18 protein-coding genes are annotated in these 21,256 nt (G+C 75.2%); 4 read left to right on the top strand and 14 right to left on the bottom strand.

Features of this window, described 5'->3' with window-relative positions; genetic code table 11:
- Positions 1-35: 35 nt before the first annotated feature.
- The 10 genes from ACZ6CL_RS18160 to ACZ6CL_RS18115 are packed head-to-tail and all read right to left on the bottom strand — an operon-like array spanning position 36 to position 11,187.
- Positions 36-1,514: an ABC transporter ATP-binding protein gene (locus ACZ6CL_RS18160; RefSeq protein WP_468937100.1), complete on the bottom strand. Its 1,479-nt coding sequence runs from the start codon at positions 1,512-1,514 to the stop codon at positions 36-38.
- Positions 1,511-2,332 carry an ABC transporter permease gene (locus ACZ6CL_RS18155; protein WP_468937099.1) on the bottom strand — a complete coding sequence of 274 codons (822 nt, stop codon included), beginning with the start codon at positions 2,330-2,332 and terminating at the stop codon, positions 1,511-1,513. Before ACZ6CL_RS18155 ends, ACZ6CL_RS18160 begins: the two co-directional genes overlap by 4 nt.
- Positions 2,329-3,282, bottom strand: coding sequence for an ABC transporter permease (locus ACZ6CL_RS18150; RefSeq protein WP_468937098.1), 954 nt, complete (start codon positions 3,280-3,282; stop codon positions 2,329-2,331). The genes ACZ6CL_RS18155 and ACZ6CL_RS18150 overlap by 4 nt, the downstream gene beginning before the upstream one ends.
- Positions 3,279-4,880 carry an ABC transporter substrate-binding protein gene (locus tag ACZ6CL_RS18145; RefSeq protein ID WP_468937097.1) on the bottom strand — a complete coding sequence of 534 codons (1,602 nt, stop codon included), beginning with the start codon at positions 4,878-4,880 and terminating at the stop codon, positions 3,279-3,281. The genes ACZ6CL_RS18150 and ACZ6CL_RS18145 overlap by 4 nt, the downstream gene beginning before the upstream one ends.
- A gap of 43 nt (positions 4,881-4,923) precedes the next feature.
- A complete protein-coding gene (locus ACZ6CL_RS18140; RefSeq protein WP_468937096.1) occupies positions 4,924-5,703 on the bottom strand; it encodes a class I SAM-dependent DNA methyltransferase in 780 nt (259 codons plus the stop codon).
- Positions 5,700-6,947, bottom strand: coding sequence for an MFS transporter (locus ACZ6CL_RS18135; protein ID WP_468937095.1), 1,248 nt, complete (start codon positions 6,945-6,947; stop codon positions 5,700-5,702). The genes ACZ6CL_RS18140 and ACZ6CL_RS18135 overlap by 4 nt, the downstream gene beginning before the upstream one ends.
- Positions 6,931-8,007, bottom strand: a complete 1,077-nt coding sequence (locus ACZ6CL_RS18130; protein WP_468937094.1) for a dipeptide epimerase — start codon at positions 8,005-8,007, stop codon at positions 6,931-6,933. The genes ACZ6CL_RS18135 and ACZ6CL_RS18130 overlap by 17 nt, the downstream gene beginning before the upstream one ends.
- Positions 8,004-9,095 carry a PLP-dependent cysteine synthase family protein gene (locus ACZ6CL_RS18125; RefSeq protein WP_468937093.1) on the bottom strand — a complete coding sequence of 364 codons (1,092 nt, stop codon included), beginning with the start codon at positions 9,093-9,095 and terminating at the stop codon, positions 8,004-8,006. Before ACZ6CL_RS18125 ends, ACZ6CL_RS18130 begins: the two co-directional genes overlap by 4 nt.
- Positions 9,092-9,934, bottom strand: coding sequence for a Rossmann-like domain-containing protein (locus ACZ6CL_RS18120; RefSeq protein ID WP_468937092.1), 843 nt, complete (start codon positions 9,932-9,934; stop codon positions 9,092-9,094). The genes ACZ6CL_RS18125 and ACZ6CL_RS18120 overlap by 4 nt, the downstream gene beginning before the upstream one ends.
- Positions 9,931-11,187, bottom strand: coding sequence for an ATP-grasp domain-containing protein (locus ACZ6CL_RS18115; RefSeq protein WP_468937091.1), 1,257 nt, complete (start codon positions 11,185-11,187; stop codon positions 9,931-9,933). Before ACZ6CL_RS18115 ends, ACZ6CL_RS18120 begins: the two co-directional genes overlap by 4 nt.
- A 223-nt stretch (positions 11,188-11,410) precedes the next feature.
- Between ACZ6CL_RS18115 and ACZ6CL_RS18110 the strand changes: the two genes are divergently transcribed.
- The 4 genes from ACZ6CL_RS18110 to ACZ6CL_RS18095 are packed head-to-tail and all read left to right on the top strand — an operon-like array spanning position 11,411 to position 17,242.
- Positions 11,411-13,681, top strand: coding sequence for an alpha/beta fold hydrolase (locus ACZ6CL_RS18110; protein ID WP_468937090.1), 2,271 nt, complete (start codon positions 11,411-11,413; stop codon positions 13,679-13,681).
- Entirely contained in the window at positions 13,678-15,216 is a 1,539-nt protein-coding gene (gene crtI / locus ACZ6CL_RS18105) for a phytoene desaturase family protein (RefSeq protein WP_468937089.1), read from the top strand. The genes ACZ6CL_RS18110 and crtI overlap by 4 nt, the downstream gene beginning before the upstream one ends.
- Positions 15,213-16,229, top strand: a complete 1,017-nt coding sequence (locus tag ACZ6CL_RS18100) for a phytoene/squalene synthase family protein (RefSeq protein ID WP_468937088.1) — start codon at positions 15,213-15,215, stop codon at positions 16,227-16,229. The genes crtI and ACZ6CL_RS18100 overlap by 4 nt, the downstream gene beginning before the upstream one ends.
- A complete protein-coding gene (locus tag ACZ6CL_RS18095) occupies positions 16,226-17,242 on the top strand; it encodes a DUF5914 domain-containing protein (RefSeq protein WP_468937087.1) in 1,017 nt (338 codons plus the stop codon). Before ACZ6CL_RS18100 ends, ACZ6CL_RS18095 begins: the two co-directional genes overlap by 4 nt.
- Here the strand turns inward: ACZ6CL_RS18095 and ACZ6CL_RS18090 are convergent.
- Genes ACZ6CL_RS18090 through ACZ6CL_RS18075 form a run of 4 tightly spaced genes read right to left on the bottom strand, consistent with a single transcriptional unit; the run spans position 17,191 to position 21,248 of the window.
- A complete protein-coding gene (locus ACZ6CL_RS18090; RefSeq protein WP_468937086.1) occupies positions 17,191-18,786 on the bottom strand; it encodes an FAD-dependent oxidoreductase in 1,596 nt (531 codons plus the stop codon). The two genes, ACZ6CL_RS18095 and ACZ6CL_RS18090, sit on opposite strands and share 52 nt — an antisense overlap.
- Complete coding sequence (locus ACZ6CL_RS18085) at positions 18,783-19,505, bottom strand: class I SAM-dependent methyltransferase (RefSeq protein ID WP_468937085.1); 723 nt, start codon at positions 19,503-19,505, stop codon at positions 18,783-18,785. The genes ACZ6CL_RS18090 and ACZ6CL_RS18085 overlap by 4 nt, the downstream gene beginning before the upstream one ends.
- Positions 19,502-20,728, bottom strand: coding sequence for a lycopene cyclase family protein (locus ACZ6CL_RS18080; protein WP_468937137.1), 1,227 nt, complete (start codon positions 20,726-20,728; stop codon positions 19,502-19,504). Before ACZ6CL_RS18080 ends, ACZ6CL_RS18085 begins: the two co-directional genes overlap by 4 nt.
- 37 nt (positions 20,729-20,765) lie before the next feature.
- Positions 20,766-21,248, bottom strand: a complete 483-nt coding sequence (locus ACZ6CL_RS18075; protein WP_468937084.1) for a sortase — start codon at positions 21,246-21,248, stop codon at positions 20,766-20,768.
- Between the last annotated feature and the right edge of the window lie 8 nt (positions 21,249-21,256).

Genomic DNA, 21,256 nt, shown 5'->3' with positions numbered 1-21,256 from the left:
CCACCGTAGCAGCTAGATGAAAATGATAACCAAAACTAGTGCTCGACCACCTCACCCGCGTCCAGGACCACGGTCCGGGTGGCGAGCGCCGCGGTGTCCGTGTCGTGGGTGATGAGGATCAGCGCCAGGCCGTCGCCGTCGCGCACCAGCGCGGCGAGCAGATCGAGGAGGCCGCGCCGGGTGACGGTGTCCAGGCCCGAGGTGATCTCGTCACACACCAGCACCCGGGGCCGGGCGAGCAGGGCGCGGGCCAGCGCCGCGCGCTGGAGTTCACCCCCGGACAGCTGCCCGGGGAGCCGGTGCGGCAGCTCGTCCGCCAGGCCGAGGCGGGCCAGGGTCGTCCGCGCCTCGGTCCGCGCCGCGGCCGGGTCCGCGCCCCTCAGCCGTACCGCCGTGCGCGCCACCTGGTCCAGCACCGGCCGGTGTTCATCGAAGGCGGCCCGCGCGTCCTGGAACACGTACTGGACGGCGGCGGTCTGCTCCCGGGTGCGCGAGCGCAGACTGCGCGGCAGTGGCGTCCCGTCGAGCAGCACCTGCCCGTCGTGGTCCCGGTGGAGTCCGGCCAGGCAGCGGCCGAGGGTGGTCTTGCCGCTGCCCGAGGGGCCGAGGACGGCCAGGCAGGTGCCGGCGCGCACGGTGAGTTCGCCGGTACGGAGCACGGGGGTGGCGCCGTGGCGGGCGGTCAGGCCGCACACCCGCAAGGCGGCGCCGCCGGGTGGCGCGGGGTCCGTGGCGCCGGTCGCGGGGGCGGGTGCCCCGGTCGTGGGCCCCGTGGCCACGGCCGCGGGCCCGTGTGCCGCGAGGAGTTCGCGGGTCCAGGCGTGGGCGGGGGAGTGCCACACCCGCTCGGCCGGTCCCGCCTCCGCCACCTTCCCGTCGCGCATCACCACCACCTCGTCGGCCAGGTTCCGCACCACGTCGAGGTCGTGGCTGAGCAGCAGCACGGCGATGCCCTGCGCGGCCACCGCGGACAGCCGCTCGACGATGCGCCGCTTGGCCACCGGGTCCTGCCCGGTGGTCGGTTCGTCCGCGACCACCACCCTGGCCCCGAGGAGCAGCGCCTGCGCGAGCACGACACGTTGCTGCTGGCCGCCCGACAGCTGATGTGGATAGCGACGCAATATCGCGCTGCCGTCCGGGAGCTGGGCTTGCGAGAGGGCGGTGAGAACACGTTCGCGTACGGCCGCGCGGCGCTCGGAGCGCGGCAGACGCCGCACCTGTCCGCGCGCGATGTCACCGAGCAGCGCGCCGACCCGGCGGGCCGGGTTGAGGACGGCGGCCGGGTGCTGGGGCACGTATCCGGCCAGGCCGTCGGCCACTCGGACCCGGCCGGTGACCTTCGCCCCCGGCGGGTACTCGCCGAGCAGCGCGAGGCCCGTGGTGGTCTTGCCGCTGCCGGACGAGCCCACCAGCGCGATGACCTTCCCGGGCAGCGCCCGCAGGCTCACCCCGTCGACGATGGCCCGGCCGCCGGTCTCGACGCGCAAGTCCTCGATCTCCGCGACCGCGTTCATGGCCGTTCCCCCTCCTCCGGTCGCTGACGGCGTTCCAGTACGGCGTCGCACAGCAGGTTGCAGCCCGTGGTCAGGGCGACGATCAGCAGCGCGGGCAGCACGGCCGCCCAGGGCTGGACGAACAGCCCGGTGCGATTGCGGTCCACCATGACGGCCCAGTCCGCCGCGTCCGGTGCGACGCCGATGCCCAGGAACGCGGCCGTGGCCACCAGATAGAGCGCCCCGGTGAGCCGGATACCAGCGTCGGTGGCGAGGGTGCGCAGGACCGACCGGCCGACATAGCCGAAGCCGATCCGCCACCATGTCTCGCCCTGCATGCGCAGCGCCTCCACGGCGGGGCGCGAGGCGGCCTCGGCTGCCGCGGCGCGTACGGTCCGGGCGGCGTCCGGGATGGTGGCGAGCGCCACCAGCAGGGCGAGCCCCACGGCGCCCGGCGGGACGGCGGTGGCCACCAGCAGGAGCAGCAGCAGCGACGGCACGGCGAGCAGCACATCGAGGGGGCGCATGAGCAGGTCGTCCAGCCGTCGCCGATGGGTCAGCGCGGCCAGCAGCCCGACCGGCAGGGCGATCAGATACGTGAGGGCTGTCGCGGCGAGCGCGACCAGGACCACCGGACGTCCGCCGAGGAGGATCTGCCGCCACACGTCACGGCCGGTGAAGTCGGTACCGAACCAGTGGCCGCCGCCGAGCGTGAAGGACACGCCGCGCGGCCCGGCCTCGCCCGCGAAGAGCGGCCCGAACAGGGCCAGGGCGAGCGGGACGCCGGTGAGCACGACGGCGACCGCGGAGCGCCCCCGCTTGCCGAGCGGTGTGCTCACGCCGCCACCTCCGCCCGGGGCGCGAACCGGTGGGCCACCAGATCGGCGCCGGTGTTGAGGACGACGGTGATGAGCCCGAACACCACCGCGAGCCCCTGGACGACGGGCATGTCGCGTTCGGCGACCGCGTTCAGCAGGACGGTTCCCAGCCCCGGGATCACGAAGAGGCCCTCCACGACGATGACCCCGCACAGCAGCCAGTCGACGGTGCGGGCCAGGTGCTGGGCGGCCGGGGCGACCGCGTTCGGCAGCGCGTGCGCGTAGCGGACCCGGATGCCGGAGACGCCGTACCGGCGAGCCTGGGCGGCGTACGGCGAGGCCAGCGCGTCGATCATCCCGGCGCGCACCAGACGGGCCAGCGAGCACACCGGCCGGGACAGCAGCACCAGCACGGGCAGCACCAGGGTGGCGGGGTGGGCGAGCAGATCGGTGCCGTAGCCCACGGCGGTCGGTGGAAACCAGCCCAGGCGCAGCGCGAAGACGGTCACCAGGAGGGTGCCGAGGGCGAATTCGGGGACGGCGTACACCCCGAGCGCCACCGAGCTGATGACCCGGTCCGTACGGCGCCCCGCGCGGTGGGCCGCGAGCACACCGAGGCCGACGCCCAGCGGCACCAGGAGCAGCAGGGTGAGCCCGGCGAGGAGCAGCGTCGGCGCGACGCCACCGGCGACGTACGAGCTGACGGGGCGGCCGGAGACCAGCGAGGTGCCCAGGTCACCGTGGAGCAGCCCGGACGCCCAGTCCAGCAGCCGCGCGGACGCGGGGCGGTCCAGGTCCATCGCGTCGCGGATGGCGGCGATCCGCGCCGGGTCGGGCTGGTCCCCGGCCAGCGCCACGGCCGCGTCGCCCGGCAGCGCCTCGGCCAGCGCGAACACCAGCAGCACCACGGCCACGGTCTGCGCCGCGCCGAGCAGCAGCCGCCGGGCGAGCCAGGAGCGCAGACCCGTCACCGCAGCCAGACCTTGTCGAACCGGGCCCAGTCCAGGGTGTTGGCCGGCGCGTCGCGCGCCACGCCGCCGACCGTGCGGGCCGTGCCGATGATCCAGTCGGCGAACCCCCAGACCAGGAAGCCCCCTTCGGCGTACAGCCGGCGCTGCATGCGCGCGTACACGGCGGCCCGCTCCGTGTCGTCCCTGGTGGACTGGGCCCGCTGGTAGAGGGCGTCGAAGTCCTTGTGCCGCCAGTGGGTGGCGTTGGTGGTGGAGCCGGTGAGCAGCCGCTGGGCGATATGGGACTCGATGGGCATGGCGCCGGAGCGGTAGCTGCACAGGGTGCCGGAGTCGAGGATGTCGTTCCAGTACGAGTCCTTGCTGCCGTTGCGCACCGTGACGGTGACCCCGGCCTTGGCGGCCTGGTCGCGGAAGATTCCGGCGGCCTCGGTGAATCCGGCGGCGACGGCCGACGTGTCGAGGGTGACCCTGAGGTCTTCCGCGCCCGCCCGCTTGAGCAGCTTTCGGGCGCGTCCGAGGTCCTGTTCGCGCTGCGGCAGGCCGTCGGCGTAGTACGCGTAGCCCTTGCCGAAGAGGTCGTTGCCGATCTGACCCGCCCCGGACAGGGCGCCGTCCACCAGCTCCTTCCGGTCGGCGATGAGGAAGAACGCCTCACGCACCCGCTGGTCGTCGAAGGGCGGGCGGTCGGTCTTCATGGCGAACGCCTGCATGGCGCTGCCCGGCAGCCGGACGATCTCGACCTGACCGGTCCCCTCGTGGGCGCGCGCCGTGGTGGGGTTCAGCTCGTGGGCGTATTCCACCTGGCCACCGAGGAGGGAGTTGACGCGCGCGGACTCGTCGTTCGCGACAATGAATTCCAGCCGGTCGAGGTAGGGCGCGCCGTCCCAGTAGGCGTCGTTGCGCCGCAGCACGGTGGAGCGGCCGGGGGAGAACGAGACGAGGCGGAAGGGCCCGCTGCCGACCGGCTTCCGGTCGAAGTCCTCGGCACCTTCGGGGACGATGTACGCCCCGAACGCCGCGAGCACATTGGGGAATTCGGCGGTCGGGCGCTTGAGGACGAACTCGACCGTCCGCCGGTCCAGCGCCCGGCTGGCCCGCAGATCGATGGGTTCCAGTGAGGCCTTGGCGCGGAAGGCCTTGTCCGGGGTGGCGATGCGGCGGTAGCTGAAGAGGACATCGCCCGCGGTCACCGGCTTTCCGTCGTGGAAGACGGCATCCCTGAGCGTGACCTTCCAGCGGTCCAGGCCCGCGTTCGGCTCCCAGGACGTGGCGAGCCGTGGCCGGGCCACGAGGCCGGCGTCGTAGTCGGCGAGCTTGTCGTAGAGCGCCTTGGCGCGGGCGGCGTCGGCGAAAAGGGCGCCCAGGTGCGGATCGAGGCTTTCGCTCGCCCCGCCACCGGCGAACGCGGCGCGCAGCCGCCCGCCGCGTTTCGGCTTGCCGTCGCCCTGTCGGGACGCGCCGGAGGGGACGCCGCCACATCCGGTGAGGGCGAGCGCGCCGAGCGAGGCCGCGCCCGAGGCGGCGAGAAAACTACGGCGGTGAAGGCCCGGGTGGCGGAGGACCGGGTGGCGGAGGCGGTGCGCGGGGTCGTCATGCATGCGGTGTCCTTGGCTGAGGAGGCGGTGGTGTGCGGCGCCCGGGTCAGGTGTCCCGCCGGGCGATGAGGTGCAGCCGGTCGGCGTCGGTCGTGACACCGGGGGTGTCCCCGTCCCGCCACGGTGGTTCGGTGCGCGGGCCCGGCCCGTCGTACAGGGCGAGCGTGGTGAAGCCGTGTGCGGCCAGGAAGTGGCGCAGTTCCTGGGGGAGCAGCAGCCGCCACGCGGAGCGCTGCTCGACCGGTGGCGAACCGTCGTCGGCGGTCCACACCCGGGTGCGGCGCAGCAGTTGCGCGGTCCGGTCGACGCGGAGGGTGGTGGCGGAGCGGTAGCCGGTTCCCCGCCAGGTGAACGCGTTGACGGCCGGGGTGTCCAGGAGGTCGGTGCGGCCCAGGAAGTAGGCGCCGTTGCGCATCTCCGCGACGAGCAGGCCACCGGGTGCCAGAGCGCGGTGGCAGGAGGCGAGGAAACCGTCGAGTTCGTCGTTGGTGTGGCAGTACAGCAGGGCGCTGTCCAGACACACGACGGCGTCGAACGTGCCGAGCGCGAAGCCGCGCAGATCGGCCCGGCGGTACTCCGGCCCGGGATGCCGCTCGCGCGCGTGGTCGAGCATGGCGGTGGACAGGTCGGCGCCGGTCACCGTGCGGCCCGCGCGGTGCAGGTACGCGGCGTCGCGCCCGGTACCGCAGCCGAGGTCCAGGACGCGCGGCCCGCCACCGTACCGTCGCAGGGTGTCCTCGGCCCAGCGTCCGGCCAGCCGCTCGGGGTCCGGGAACCGGGCCTCGTACAGCGCGGGGCTGTCGGTGAGCAGGTTGCCGGATCTCACGCCGCCACCAGGGGCTCGGTACGGGCGGGCAGCGCACCGGTGCGGTGCAGCCAGGCGACGCCGCCCGCCGAGGCGAGGCCGAAGCCCAGACAGCAGGCCCACGGCAGCCACGCGGCGCCGCCCTCCCCGGTGTCCATGGCCCAGCCCACCGCCGTGTTGCCCACGGCCGCCGCGATGCCGGACACCACGTAGAACACCCCGAAGTAGGTACCGGTCAGCTCCGGCCGCCCGAAGCCCGGGATCAGCTCCATGACGAACGGCTGGGCGGCCATCACCCCGAGATAGAGCAGCAGCGCACCGGCCAGCACCGGCAGCGCGTACAGCACCGCCGTGCCACGGCCACCGGGCGAGGACCCTGCCACCAGCATCGGCGGGACGAACGCCAGCCCCATGAGCGCGAGGCCCACGCCGATCCACCGGGCCCGGTTTCCGCGCCGCTTCAGGGCGCGGGTGACGCGCAGTTGCAGCGCCAGGTTGGCGAGCGTGCCGACGAGGAACACCAGCCCGGCAGCGCCGTCCCAGCCGGTGGCCCGGCGCGCTCCGGCGGGCAGCAGCAGATACAGCTGGTTCTCCAGGGTGAACATGCCGACCATGGCCAGGGCGAACGCCAGGAAGGCGCGGTTGCCCGCCACTTCCCGCCAGTCCGCGAGGACACCGGCGGACGACGGCTCGACCTCCCGCGCGGGCAGCACCAGCGCCTGGGCGACGGTCAGCACCGCGAAGATGGCGGCGGCGGTGAGCGCCGAGGCGCGGAAGTCCACGAGCAGCAGGGCGCTGCCGAGCAGCGGCCCGATGAGGGCGCCGGTGGTGGCGAACACGTTGAACAGGGCGAACGCCTCCGCCCTGCGCCCGTCCGCCTCCCGGGCGAGATACGCGCGCACGGCCGGGTTGAACAGCGCCCCCGCGAGGCCGCTGAGCACGGACGCGGCCAGCAGCACCGGCAGTCCGTCGCCGAGCGCGAACAGGGCGAACCCGGCCGTGCGTACGGCGCATCCGGCGATGATGACGTTCCGCGCGCCCAGCCGGTCCGCGGCCGAACCGCCGATCAGGAACAGGCCCTGCTGGCTGAGGTTGCGCACCCCGAGGACGATGCCGACGACCGCCGCCGACATGCCCAGATCCTCGCCGAGGTGGGTGGCGAGATACGGGATGAGCAGATAGAAACCGGTGTTGACGCCGAGCTGGTTGACCAGCAACAGCCGGATGGCGAGCGGGAAGCCGCGCAGTTCACGCCACGTTTTCATGGTTCTCCTCCGTCCCCGCCGCGGCTGCGGTGAGCGGCCGGACGCCGAGCCCGGGACGGCCACTGGCCCGCACCACGCCATCGGCGCCGCCGATGCCGGTCCACGGGTCGCGGGCCAGCAGCAGGTGTCCGTCCAGGTCGGTCCAGCGGGCGTGGCCCGCGAGGTGGACGGCGGGGGCGACCCCGAGGGTGCTGGCGGTCAGGCAGCCGAGCATCAGCGCGGTGCCACTGCCCTCGATGAGCGAGGCGATCCGCAGCGCGGCGCGGACACCACCGCACTTGGCGAGCTTGACGTTGACGCCCTGGACCCGTCCGGCGAGGCGGCGGACGTCCTCGTAGGCCACCGCGTCCTCGTCGGCGATGACCGGGAGCGGCGCGTGCTCGGCGAGCCGGGCCAGCGCCTCGGGTTCGCCCGGCGCGATGGGCTGTTCGACGGCCTCGACGCCCAACTCGGCGCAACGGGGCAGCAGTTCGCGCGCCTGGGTGACGGTCCAGGCGCCGTTGGGGTCGAGCAGCAGCCGGGCGTGGGGTGCGGCGGCCCGTACGGCCCGTATCCGCGCGATGTCGTCCTCGGGATCCGGGGCACCCGCCTTGACCTTGATGACGGAGAACCCGCTGTCGGCCAGGCACCGGGCCTGCGCCGCCGCGCGTTCGGCCGGGACGATGCCGATCGTGCGGGCGGTGGCGGCGTACGGCTCGGCGGTGGCGCCGACGAGCCGGTGGACGGGCTGCCCCGCGCGCCGGCCGCACAGGTCGAGGAGTGCGGATTCGACGGCCGCCGTCACCGCGGCGGGGCGGCGGCCAGGTTCCTCCTCCCACAGGGCCCGCAGCGCGCTCTCCGGGTCGGCGAACCGGCCCAGTTCCAGGGCCGCTTCGTGCAGCAGCCGCTGGAGGCTGGCGGTGTCCAGGCCGTAGTACGCGCTGCTGACCGCCTCGCCGTGGCCGCGCTGCCCGGCGTGTTCGACCCGCAGCCACACGGCGTCCCGGGCGGCCATGGTGGAGCGGGAGATGCGCAGTGGCTCGGCGAGGTGGAGCGTTACGGTGCGTTGGCTGACGTTCACGGGCTCTCTTCCCGGGTCGGGGTCCCGCCGGTCAGCGGGTCGGTGACGGTGGTGCAGCGGGCCCAGCCGGTGGCCTCGGCGGCGCGAGGGTGGGCGATCTGCGCGGGGCGGGTGGCGGCGGCGGTCAGGTCGACACCGTGGGCGGTGGTGAAGTCGTCGTCGTAGACGGTGCCGAGGTAGCGGTGCGGCCCGTCGGGGAAGACGGTGGCGACGACGGCGCCGGGGTGGACCCGGGCGGCCCAGGCGGACACCAGCGCGACCGCGCCGGTGCTCCAGCCGCCGCTGACGAAGCTGCCCCGGGCCAGCCTGCGACAGGAGTCCGCCGCTTCGGCCGGGCCGATCCAGTGGACTTCGTCGAAGGCGCCGTACGCCACGTTGCGCGGGTGGATGCTGCTGCCCAGACCCCGCATGAGCCGGGGCCGGGCCGGCTGGCCGAAGATCGTGGAGCCGGTGGCGTCGACGCCGATGAGCCGCAGCCCGGGCCAGCGAGCGCGCAGCGGGCGGACGAGGCCCGCGCTGTGGCCGCCGGTGCCGACGCTGCACACCAGGATGTCCAGGTGGTCGAGCTGGGCGGTGATTTCATGGGCGAGGGAGGCGTAACCGGCCGTGTTGTCGGGGTTGTTGTACTGGTCGGGCCAGTACGCGTCCGGCAGCACGGTCAGCAGCGCGCGCAGCCGGGCGAGGCGGGCGGCCTGCCAGCCGCCCTCGGCCGCCGGGCGGTCGACGAGTTCCAGCCGGGCGCCGTAGGTGCGCAGCAGCCGCCGCATCGACGGTTCCAGCTCGGTGTCGCACACCAGTACGATGGGGTGACCGAGCGCCTGGCCAGCGAAGGCCAGCCCGACGCCCAGGGTGCCTGAGGTGGACTCCACCACTGGCGCACCGGGCCGCAGTTCACCGCGCTCCCGGGCGCCGAGCAGCATGGACACCGCGGCGCGGGCCTTCATGCCACCGGCGCCGAGCCCTTCGAGCTTGGCCCAGAAACCGGGGTGGGGGCAGGGCAGATCGGTGGTGACCCGGGCGAGCGGAGTACGGCCGAGCAGGGCGAGGAGTTCGGGGTTGGCGGTGGTGTGGTGGACGGCCGTGGTCATGCGGGGCCTCCGTAACAGTGGATGAGCCCGGGGCCGCCGTCGAGCCAGAAGAAGGGGTAGGGCTCGGCGCACACCGCGGTGACCCCGGCGCCCAGGAAGCGCGGCAGGATCGCGCTGCCGGTCTGGGCGAACATCACCAGCGGCTTGCCCTCGCGCAGCGCGTGTTCGCGCAGCGGCTCGAAGGTGCCGTTTCCGAGCGTCATACCGGAGGCGAGCACGGCGTCGCAGTGGTCCAGGTGGGCGAGCGCGTCGTCGACGACCGGCTCGCCCCATTCCGTCGTACCGCCCTTGAGGTCGCACGCCACATAGCCGAGACCACGTGAACGCAGGCTCTCCAGAAGGGAGTTGACGACCCCGACGACCAGTACGGTCCGGCCCGGCGGCAGGCAGAGCAGCCCGGTGACGGCCTGGGCGCGGGCGCGGGACTTCTCCAGCGAGCTACCGGCGGCCAGGGGGCGCGGGCGCGCCCCGGACGCGGAGGTGTGCGGCAGCGTCCGCAGGAGATAGGCGTCGAGGGCGGCGATACGGACCGGCGTCAGCTCGTGGCGCAGCAGCCGCGCCACGTCCGCGCCGACGCAGTCGTCGATGGCCGCGTCGGGCAGTGCGCCCGGCTCGACCGCGCACGAGCCGACGGCCTCGCCCAGCCGCAGGCTGAGCACCTCGTTGCGGTAGCCGCCACTGCGGCCGTCGTGGCGTACGGCCTGGCGCGTGGTGAAGGCCACGGCGATCCGCTGGGTGCGCGGATCGGGCCCGAAGGCGCCGTCCAGCACCCGGTCGGCCAGGTCCTCGTACGAGGTGCAGGGTGGCGCGGCGGTGAGCGGGCCCGGGCGCGCGGTCACCGGGCCACCACCCGCGGGCGCAGTCCGGACAGCAGCGCTTCGACCCGGTCGCGGGAGCCGGACCCCTCGGGGTCGCCCGCCATGACGTGGCCGAGGTACGCGTTGTTGCTCCCGGCCGCCTCGACGGCCGTGCCGACCTCGGTGAGCTGGACCTCCAGGACGTCCGGCGCCTCCCGTACGCTGTCGCCGCCGTCGATCGCGGCCAGGGTTCCCGCGGTGTCCGGCACCAGGAATCCGATGGCGGCGCTGCTCAGTCCCGTGTCCCAGCCCCGCAGATCGGGCCGGTGGCCGAGGGCGACGTCCACGCAGGCGGTGGCGAGGTCGATCCCGGTGACATGGCGGATGAGTTCGGTGATGCGGTTGCCCGCGGGGCGCGGGTTGACCTCCACCACGCGCGGCCCGGCGGCGGTCAGCTTGATCTCGGTGTGCGCCACGATGCCGTCCAGGCCGAGCGCCTTCAGGGCGAGCAGCGCGGTCTCGCGCGCCGCCCGGTCGTCGGCGGGCGCGAGGGCGGCGGGGAACATGTGGCCGGTCTCGATGAACGCGGGCGCCCCGCCGACGCTCTTGTCGGTCACCCCGATGACCTCGGTGGTGCCGTCGTACGAGACGGTTTCGACGCTGACCTCCGGGCCGTCGAGCAGCTCTTCGAGCAGCACGGCGGGGGAGCGGCGCTGCCCCCGCGCGTTGACCGGGAAGCCGTCGAGCGCGCGCCACGCGTCCCGCAGCGCGGCCTCGTCGTCGACGCGCCGTACGTACATCCCGGCGCACAGGTCCACGGGCTTCACCACGAGCGGATAGCCGATCTCGCGGGCCGCGTCGGCCACCTCGGCCCAGCTGGAGTGCACCGCGAACCGCGGTCCGGGCAGTCCGGCGGCGTCGAGGACGCGCCGGGTGGCGTCCTTGCGGCAGGCAGTGCCCACCGCTTCGGCCGAGGGGCCGGGCAGGTCCAGGCGGTGCGCGATGCGCGCCGCCACCGGCAGGTAGTAGTCGCACGAGGTGATGACCCCGTCGAAGCCGAGGGCCGCGTGCAGCCGCTCGGCCTCCGGCAGCAGGGTGTGGGGGTCGTTGGTGTCGGCGGTCAGCACATGGCGGGCCGCCAGCAGCGGGTGGGCGGTGCCCTCGGGTGCGGAGCGCAGGTAGTGGTGCAGGTCACGGGTGAGGAAGGTGAACTCGTGCCCGCTCTCGCGGATCGCCCGTGGCAGCAGCCTGCTCATCGATCCGACCCAGCTCTCCACCATCAGCAGATGAGCCACAACTCTCCTTCGTCGCCGTGCGGTTGGGTTTCCGGGCAGACCGGGCCGCGCCCTTGGCGGCAGGGGCACCCGTCTTGACCGCCTAGACGATATCGATAATCGTTTTCATTGTCATCTGATGATCCGACCACGCGCCAGTGGTGTCCGGTCGCGTCCGGCCGTGCCCGGTCGGGTCCATGGGTGGCCCGAGCCCGATCCCCCGTCTGAGCTGATTGCGAGACACATGACTCCCGCTGCACGGCGCACCGCCCTGTGGTGCGCGCTCGCGGCAAGCGCCGCCGCCCTTCTCCCGTCCACCCCCGCCCGCGCCGGGACCCCCGCCCCGCCACTGCGCTTCGGCGCCTGCCCGGCCTCCGTACCCGACCCGCCCGCGCCCGCGCGCGTCTCCTGTGCGCGGCTGACCGTGCCGCTGGACTGGCGCCACCCGGGTGGCGAGCACATCCGGATCGCCGTCTCCCGCGTACGGGCCTCCGGAACCCCGGCCGAGCGGCGCGGCATCCTCATGGTGAACCCCGGCGGACCCGGCGGCTCCGGCCTGCCGTACGCGGTCACCAAGCGGGCCAAGTTGCCTGAGAGCGTGCGGCGTTCGTACGACATCGTCGGCTTCGACCCGCGCGGTGTCGGCCACAGCGCCCCCGTCGACTGCGGCCCCATGGGCGGCCACTTCGCCACCCCCGGCGCCGATCCCGTGCCCATCGGCCGCGCCGCGGAGCGGGCCCACCTCGCCGCCCTGCGGCGCATGGCGGACGACTGCGCCAAGGGAGCGGGCCACGCCCTCCGCCACCTGTCGACGGAGCAGACCGCACACGACATGGACGCCCTCCGCTCGGCGCTCGGCGAGCCGCGTACCGGATACCTGGGCGTCAGCTACGGCAGCTACCTCGGCGCCGCCTACGCCGCCCGGTTTCCCGGCCGGGTGGGCCGCATGGTGCTCGACAGCGTCGTCGGCCCCGAGGAGTGGTACGACTTCGACCTGCTGCAGGCCCGGGCGCTGCTGCGCCAGCGCGAGGTGTTCTTCGGGTGGGTGGCGCGCCACGCGGACCGTTTCGGGCTCGGCGACCGTACGGACGCGGTGCGCGACGCCTACCGCCGGGCGCGGGCCCGGCCCGGCGGTGGTGTCGGCCCGGCCGAGTTCGACCGCGCCGTGTATCGCGCGCTCGGCCGCACCGAGCGCTGGACAGACCTCGCCGACGGAATCCGGGCGACCCTGCGTGACGGTGACACCGCGCTCCTCCGCCCGGGCGACCCCTTCGGCGGCGCGGAATCGCGCAACTACGAAGCCGCCAACCGCATCGTGAAGTGCGCGGACGGCCACGCCCCCGCGCCCCGCCAGGTGGTGGCCGACGTGCGCCGCATGCGACGGCTGGACCCGCAGCCGGTCCTCACCGGGATCGAGGCGTCCACCTGCGCCTACTGGCACCACCGCCCGGCCCACCGCACCCCGCTCGGCGGCCCCGGTGCCCCGCCCGCCCTGCTCATCGCCTCCGCGCACGACCCCGTCACCCCCATCGAGGGCGCACACCGGCTCCGCCACCGGCTGCCGGGCTCCCGGCTGGTGACACTCCACCAGGACTACTCCCACGGGGTGTTCGCCAGCCCGGGGCAACGCCTGCGTCGACCGGGCGGCTGCCGCGTATCTGGTCGACGGTCACCTCCCTGCCGCCGATGTGCACTGCACCGGCCCCGGGCTACCGGAGCCGGTGCGGGGCGGGTGAGGCGGTGCGGGGCTCACCCACGGTCGAATTCGTTCGGCCGTACGGCCCCTCGCGCGGGTGCGCGGCCCGGATGTCAGAAGACTGAAACCATGCACCGGCGACGAGAGGCCACCGCGCCCCACCCGGCACCCCCGGCCCGGGGCACGACGCCCCCCGCCCCCGCCACCCCCGACCGCGCCACGAGGCGGCACGCCCCGCGCCCGGCCCGTGGTGTGAAGGCCCCTGCCCCCGCTGGCGGCCAGAGGTCGCGTGCCGGCCTCGGCCGGATGGTGTCCGGGTTGCACCGCGCCATGCGGCGCGCCCCGGGCCGGGGGCGCGGCGCCCTGCCCCTCTCCGTGGCGGGCCGCCGCGCTGCCCGGTGGCGCGTCCCGCGCCCGGCCCGTGGTCTGACGACTTCCGCTCGCGCTGCCCGCCGCACCACGTGGCGCGCCTTGCTCGTCCGGGCGCCCGGTGCCCTGCCCTTCTCTGCGGCGGCCTACCGCGCTGACTGGTGGCGCGGTGGGCGACGGGCCTGTGATGTGACGAGTCCCGTCCTCGCCGCCTGCCCGCCTGCCGACACCGGCCGGATGGTGTCGGCCACGGTGGCCGGGTCCGGGGCCGGGCGTGCTGCCCGGCGCGGCCCGCGCGCCCCGGGCCGGGCATGCCGCGCTCTGCCCCGCTCCGCGGCGGGCGGCCGCGCCACCCGGTGGCGCGGCCCGTGCCCGGCCCGTGTGCAGCGACAGGCTGCCGCTCCGCGCCGGGGCGGGAGCGAGGATGGCGGGCCGGGGAGTGGGGGATGAGGGGCATCGCCGGGGCCACGGGGCATGTCGTGGTGGTCGGGGCGGGGCTGTCCGGGCTTGCCGCCACGTTGCATCTGCTCGGCGCCGGGCGGCGGGTGACGCTCGTGGAGCGCGACACCCGGCCCGGCGGACGGGCCGGGAGCCTGGAGCGGGGCGGTTACCGCTTCGACACCGGCCCCACCGTGCTCACCATGCCGCACTTGCTGGCCGAGGCCCTGGCCGCCGTGGGGGAGGAGGTGTCCGACCGGCTCGACCTGGTGGCGCTGCACCCCGCCTACCGGGCCCGGTTCGCCGACGGCAGCAGCCTCGACGTGCACACCGGCGCGGACGCCATGGAGGAGTCCGTACGCGCCTTCGCCGGGCCGCGCGAAGCGGCCGGATACCGGCGGCTGCGGGCCTGGCTGGAAGCGCTGCACCGGGCCCAGATGGCCCGCTTCATCGACGCCAACTTCGACTCGCCGCTCCAGCTGCTCCACCCCGACCTGGCCCGGCTGGCCGCGCTCGGTGGCTTCGGACGGCTCGGCCCCGGCATCGGCCGCTTCCTCCGTGACGAGCGGCTGCAACGGCTGTTCTCCTTCCAGGCCCTCTACGCGGGCGTGCCACCGGCCCGCGCGCTGGCCGCGTACGCCGTCATCGCCTATATGGACACCGTCGCGGGCGTGTATTTCCCCCGTGGCGGCATGCACGCCGTGCCCCGCGCGCTGGCCGCCGCGGCCGCCGACGCCGGTGCCGACCTGCGCTACGGCCAGCGGGTCACCCGGCTGGAGCAGCGGGCCGGGCGGGTCACCGCCGTCATCACCACGCACGGCCGCCTTCCCTGCGACGCCGTCGTCCTCAGCTGCGAACTGACCGAGGCCTACCGGCTGTTGGGCCGCACCCCGCGCCGCCCGCTGCCCACGCGGCGCTCGCCCTCGGCCGTCGTCCTGCACACCGGCACCGACCGCACCTGGCCGGAGCTGGCCCACCACACCCTCTCCTTCGGCGCCGCATGGCGCGCCACCTTCGAGGAACTGACCGTGTCCGGGCGGCTGATGAGCGACCCCTCGTTCCTCATCACCCGGCCCACCACCCACGACCCCGCGCTCGCCCCTCCCGGCCGCCACGTCCACTACGTGCTCGCGCCCTGCCCCAACACCGACATCGGCCCCGGAGCCACCGCGTGGCGCACCCTGGGCCCGCGCTACCGGGACCGTGTCCTCGCCGAACTGGAGCGCCGTGGCCTGACCGGACTCGGCGCGGCCATCGAAGAGGAATGCCTGGTCACCCCGGCCGACTGGACCGCCCAAGGGCATGCCGCGGGCAGTCCGTTCTCGCTCGCGCACACCTTCGGCCAGACCGGCCCCTTCCGCCCGGCCAACCTCGTACGCGGCCGGGAGAACGTGGTGCTGGCGGGCTGCGGCACCACCCCCGGGGTGGGCGTCCCGACCGTGCTGATCTCCGGAAAGCTGGCCGCCGCCCGCATCACCGGCCACCACTCCCGCCCCGGCCCCCGCCGCACCCGGGCGCGGGCCCTCCAGCGGCAAGGAACCCCATGACCGGACACGAACTCGACGCCGCCGGGATCCACGATCCGGCGCTGCGCGCCGACTATCTGCGGTGCCGTCTGCTCAACGCCCGCCACGGCAGGACGTACTTCCTGGCCACCCGGCTGCTGCCCGCCGCCCGGCGCCCCGCCGTACACGCGCTCTACGGGTTCGCCCGCTGGGCCGACGACATCGTGGACGACCTCCACGGCGCCCCCGGCACGGCCTCGCGCGCGGCCTGCCTGGACCGGCTCGATGCCGAGTTGCGCCGGGCCCTGCGCACCGGCCGCGGCGGTGAACCCGTCGTACGGGCCCTGGCGCACACCGCCGCCACCTACCGCATCGACCACCGCCACTTCACCGACTTCATGGCCTCGATGCGGGCCGATCTGACCGTCACCGACTACCCCACCTTCGCGGACCTGCGCCACTACACCCACGGTTCGGCCGCGGTGATCGGCCTCCAGATGCTGCCCGTGCTCGGCCACGTCGTGCCCCGCGAGGACGCCGAACCGCACGCGGCGGCGCTGGGCATCGCCTTCCAGCTCACCAACTTCCTGCGGGACGTGGGGGAGGACCTGGACCGTGGCCGGATCTATCTGCCCGCCGACCTGCTGGCCGCGCACGGAGTGGACCGGGAACGGCTGCGGTGGAGCCGCCGCACCGGGCGGACGGACCGGCACATCACCGCCGCGCTGCGCGACTTCGCCGCCCTGACCCGTGGCTACTACCGCCGGGCGCTGCCCGGCATCCCCATGCTCGACCCGGTGGCCCGGCCCTGCATCCGTACCGCGTATGTGCTCTACGGAGGCATCGTCACCGCCGTCGAGCGCGACGGCTACGCGGTGCTGCACCGGCGGTCGGCGGTGCGGCGGCGGGTACGGGCCGCGGTGGCGCTCGACGGGCTGGTGCGGGTCGGCGCCGCCCGGCTGCTGGCCGCCCGCGCCGCGCGGGGCGGACGTACGGGACGCCCCGGAGCCGCCACCCCGTACGGCGGCCCGCTCCCCGCCGGGGAGGCCGCGTGACGCCACCCGTACGCCACCGCCTTCCGCTGTCCCTGCGCCGCCGCGCCGACGCCTGGGACCGGCAGCGGCCCACCTGGCGGGAGGCCAGGCCCGCCCTGATCGCCACGGCCCTGAAGCGGGCGCAGGACCGCCCGTCGGGCAACTGGTACGTGCTCGGCGCGTCCGCCGCCATCACCCCCGGCCGCCCCTTCGGCCGGACCGTCGCCCACACCGAGGTGGTGGCGTGGCGGGACACCACCGGACGGCTCCGCGCCGGGCCCGGCGCGTGCCCGCACCTCGGGGCGCCGCTGAAGGACGCGGTGGTCAGCCGGGGCAGGCTCATCTGCCACTGGCACGGCCTCGCCCCGTCCGAGGACACCGCCACGGGCTGGTCCCCGCTGCCCGCCCACGACGACGGTGTCCTCGCCTGGGTACGGCTCGACGCGGCCGGTGGTGAGGAGCCGCTGGAACGCCCGGTACTGCCGCCCCGCCCGGCGGCCGGGGCCACGGTCGCCGCCGTCCACGACGTCACCGGCACCTGCGAACCGGCCGATGTCCTCGCCAATCGCCTCGACCCGTGGCACGGTGCGTGGCTCCACCCGTACTCCTTCGTCGACCTCACCGTCGAAAAAACCGCTGAGGAAACCGTCGAGGGGCCCGACGGGGAAGAAGACACCCTCGCCGTCCAGGTGTCCTTCAAGCTCGCGGGCCGTGTCGTCGTCCCCGTCCGCGCCGTGTTCTCCGCGCCCGGACCCCGCACCGTCGTCATGCGCATCACCGATGGCGAGGGCCGCGGCTCCGTCGTCGAAACCCACGCCACCCCGCTGACCTCCGACCACCGTGGCCGCCCCCGCACCGCCGTCATCGAGGCCGTCCTCGCCACGTCCGGCCGCCCCGGCTTCGCCGTGGCCCGCGCGGCCGCGCCCCTGCTGCGCCCCCTGATGCGCGCCGCGTCCGGTCGCCTGTGGCGCGATGACCTCGCCTACGCCGAACGCCGCTGGGCCCTGCGGGAGGCGGGGCGCTTCCCGGGCTGACGGGTGGCCAGGTCCGTCAGCCGGTGCACACCGCGCAGCACCGCCGTGCGGCCGTGTCGGGGGACCGTCCACAGCCGCTGGCCGCGCACGCCCCAGCGGGCGAGGAGCGCGTTGGCGGCCAGGAATCCGGTGGTGGCCGCCCGTTCCATCAGGGCGACCGGCAGATCCGTGCGGACCAGGTCCCCGGCCAGCACCACCGCCGGATCGGGCGTGCGCACCGTGGGCCGGTCGCGGTAGCCGCCGACCGGGAAGGCCGGGCAGTCGGCGTGCCACACGTGGCGTACGTCGACCACCGGGGCATCCCGGGTCTCGGGGTAGACCCGGGCCAGCTCCTCCCGCACCTCGCGCTCCACCACGGCCCGTTCGGCGGCCGGGTCGACCGCGTACGCGTGCGGCTCCAGCACCGATCCGCCGGTGGCCGCCGCCCACCGGGCCGCTTCGCCCTCCCACCGGGACACCACGCTGACGTTGTCGAGCGGGCCGTAACCGCTCGTACCGAGGAAACCGGGGCGGCCGGGGGCCGTGGGCCTGCCGAGCCACAGACGGGAGACCAGGAACGGCGGCGCTGTCCGCAAGGCCGCGATCCGGTCCCGCCACCCCGGGTCGCCGAGGCCCGGGGAGCCCGCGACCAGCCCGCGCAGCCCCGCGGTGTCCAGGGCGAGCACGACCCCGTCGTACGCCTCCCCGTCCACCGCCACCCGCCCGCCGTCCAGCGGCCGCACCGACTCCACGGCGGCGCCCAGCCGCACCCGGGCGCCGTGGCCCTCCAGATAGCGCCGCAGCGGTTCCCACAGCGCGTACGGAAACGGCTCGCGCACCACGTCGAACAGCAGCCCCTCGCTCGACCCGAGGAAGTAGATGTGGAACATCACCGCCAGCTCGGCCGCGGACAGCTCGCCCGGGTCCATGAAGAAGCTGCGGGAGAACACCTCGAACGCCACGTGGCGGGCCGCCGCCGGAAAACCGACCGCGTCCAGGAACTCCGCCGCGCTCAGCGCGTCCAGCCGCTCGTGGACACGCGGCAGCCGGACGTCGAACAGCGGCAGCGCGGCCACCGGATCCATCCCCGCCAGGTCCCGCCAGCCGAACGACGGGCTGCGCGCGACGAAGCCGAGCGCGGACCACGGCGGGGTGCGCGGGACACCCGCGAAACCGTCCCGCAGGCCCGAACTGTGCCACAGCGGATAGTCCGGCAGCCCGGTGAGCATGCTCAAGTCCGGGTCGATCCGGCGCAGCAGGCCACGCAGGTTGTAGTACTGCCGGAAGAAGGCGTGGAACCCGCGGCACATCGTCGCCGCCGACCCGTCCGCGAGCGTCGTCGGCCATCCGGCCAGCCGCCCGCCGAGCATCGCGTGGCGTTCGTAGAGCACCACCGCGACCCCGCGCTCGGCCAGTCCGGTCGCCGCCGCGAGCCCCGCGATGCCACCGCCCACCACCGCCACCCGCGGCGCACCCCCGGCCGGGACCCGGTCCCGCCCCGCCGCCACCGGCAGCACCTCGGCCCGCCGGTCCCGCCCCCGCCGAACCCCCGCCACGCCGGTCACCCCTCCCGCCCCAGCGGCGCGCGGCCGGTGACGGTGTGCACGATGCCGGTCTGCCACCCCGGCACCGGCATCGCCCGGACCCCGGTGAAGCCCGCCCGCGCCATCCGCTCCGCGAAGGCCGCGGCGGTGTCGAACTCCAGCACGCTGCGCCGCAGGTGGCGATAGAGGCCACGGTCGCCGGTCAGCGCACCCGCGGGCTGGATGACGGCCGTGCACACCGCGTTCCAGACCAGCCGGTGCGCGCGGCGGCCGCTCAGCGTGTACTCGTGCACGGCGAGCCTGCCGCCCGGTGTCAGCAGGTCCCGGACGGTGGCGAGGACGGTGTCCGGGTCGCTGACGTTACGGAACAGATAGGCCGCCAGCACGGCGTCGAAGGGCCCGCGCACCCCCGCCTCGGCGAGCCGCTCCACCGGCGCGTGCACGAACTCCACCCCCGGCGGCCACCGCTTGCCCGCGGCCCGGGCCAGCATCCCCGCGGAGGCGTCCACCGCCGTGATCCGCGCCGTCGGCGCCACCGCGAGCAGCGCGGCCGTCGAGGCGCCGGTCCCGCACCCCAGGTCGAGCAGGCTCAAGCGGTGTTCGCGACGTCCCGCCGCCAGCCGCCTCGCCGAGCGGCGCAGAGCGGCCCGGTGGCCCGGGCTGAGCCGGGTGAGCCCGTCGTACCCGGCGGCCGCGTGGTCGAAGGCGGCGCGCAGTTCGGCATCCCGCAGCAGTGTCATCTCGGCTTCCGTACGGGTTCTGTGGGGCGTGGCGCGGGCGGCCGAGACCGGTCGGCTCGCCGCCGTAGCCAGGGCAGTTCGGCCACCGTCCGCAGCATGGGCACCACCGGTGTCCGCAACCCCACCATGACGTCCTCCGCCACGCCGGTGCGGCCGTCGAGGAAACGCAGCAGCCGGGCGGCGGGGACGTCGCGGAAGAGACCGGTGAAGACCTCGGCACCGGCCACCCGGCCGGTGGCCAGGGCGCGGAGCATCGCCGCGTCCATGGCGAGCGCGCGAGCCGGATACGGGGCGGGCGGCGCCGGAGGGCGGCCCGTGGCGAAGGCCGCCGCCACCGCGCGGGACTGGCGTTGCACCGCGGCGAAGGTGTAGCCGGTGGCCGGGCGGGTGGCGCCGCCCGCGGTGCCGATCCGGAAGACGGCGGCGCCCGCGTGGCGGGGGAAGCGGGCATCCGTCATGGGGATGACACCCTGCTCGGTGGAGAGCACCCGGAAGGGCGGCAGGCACAGCACGGCGCCGGTGTACTGGCGCAGGGCGGCGTCGTACGCGGCGCCGTCCAGCACCGCGGGCGAGAACTCGGTGTACTCCACCAGCGCCTCACGGTCGCTCAGCGGCAGCACGTAGCCGAAGGACAGGCCCCGGTCCGGCTGCGGGGTGCGGAAGTCCATCAGCTCGGCCACCGTGGGGTCCAGGGCCGGGGCTGCGCAGCGGATGAACCAGCCCCGGAAGTGCTGGAGCAGCGTCGTACGGGCCGGTGGCAGGGCGGGCGCCGGGCGGGAGTCGAAGGCCCACCGGGTACGCCACTCCACCGGTCGGCCCCCGGCGCGGGCGCCCCGCACCACGGCGCCGCCCGCCTCGTCGCACACCTCGTCCACCACCGCCTCGACCCGCCGCACCGAGGGTGCCGCGTCGAGCCGGGCGGCCGCCCAGCGCTCGAAGTCGCGCGACCGCAGCATCTTGTAGCGGAAGGGCGCGATCTCGCGGTCCACCGGGTGACCGTCGGCGCCACGCACCCTGACCCGGCTCCAGCAGGCCGCCAGCGCCCCGTCGAACTCACCGCCCGGCTCCTCCCACCAGCACCACGTCCGCTCCGGCGGCCGCAGCGGCCCGTCCGGCGCCTCGACCAGCAGCACCCGGGGCGGGGACGGCAGGGTGGCGAGCCGGTACGCCAGCGTCAGCCCGGCCGCGCCCGCACCGACGACGGCCACGTCCGCGTCCCACACCACCACCACTTCCCGACGATCCGCCCGGCAGAGGGCCCTAGCGCCGGACGCTTCGGTGGCGGCGCATCATGAGCACGCCCCCGGCCGTGATGGCCAGGACGGTGCCACCGAGGAGGGTCGGCTTGTTCTCGCCGATCGCGGCGGGACCGAACCCGGCGTCGACTCCGCCACTGGGGTGGCTGCGCTTGACCTTGACGGTGTCCGTGATCTTGATGCTCGGCGGACACTTCACGATGACGTCGTGGCCGCCGGAGTCGGCGTCCTCCGGAATCCGGAAGTGGCCGGTGAGCACACCCTTGTGGCCCTCGCTGAACAGGTGGAACTCGTCTCCGCCCGCGGAGCCCTTGCCATAGGTCACGTCCGAGCCGCAGGCGGTCGTACTGACGGTCACCGTGGAGCCCGGGTCACCCTTCTTCGGGCTGATGCGAAGCTCCGAGTCATCGGCGGCAGCGGCCGGGCCCTGCAGCGCGAGGGCACAGAGAACCAGGCCGATGCCTGCACCGGCGGGTACGTAACGCATGAAGATCC

It is taken from the genome of Streptomyces sp. NPDC041200, from assembly GCF_055591805.1.
The sequence above is the reverse complement of the archived record's forward strand: the minus strand, read 5'-3'. Positions and strand labels throughout refer to the sequence as shown.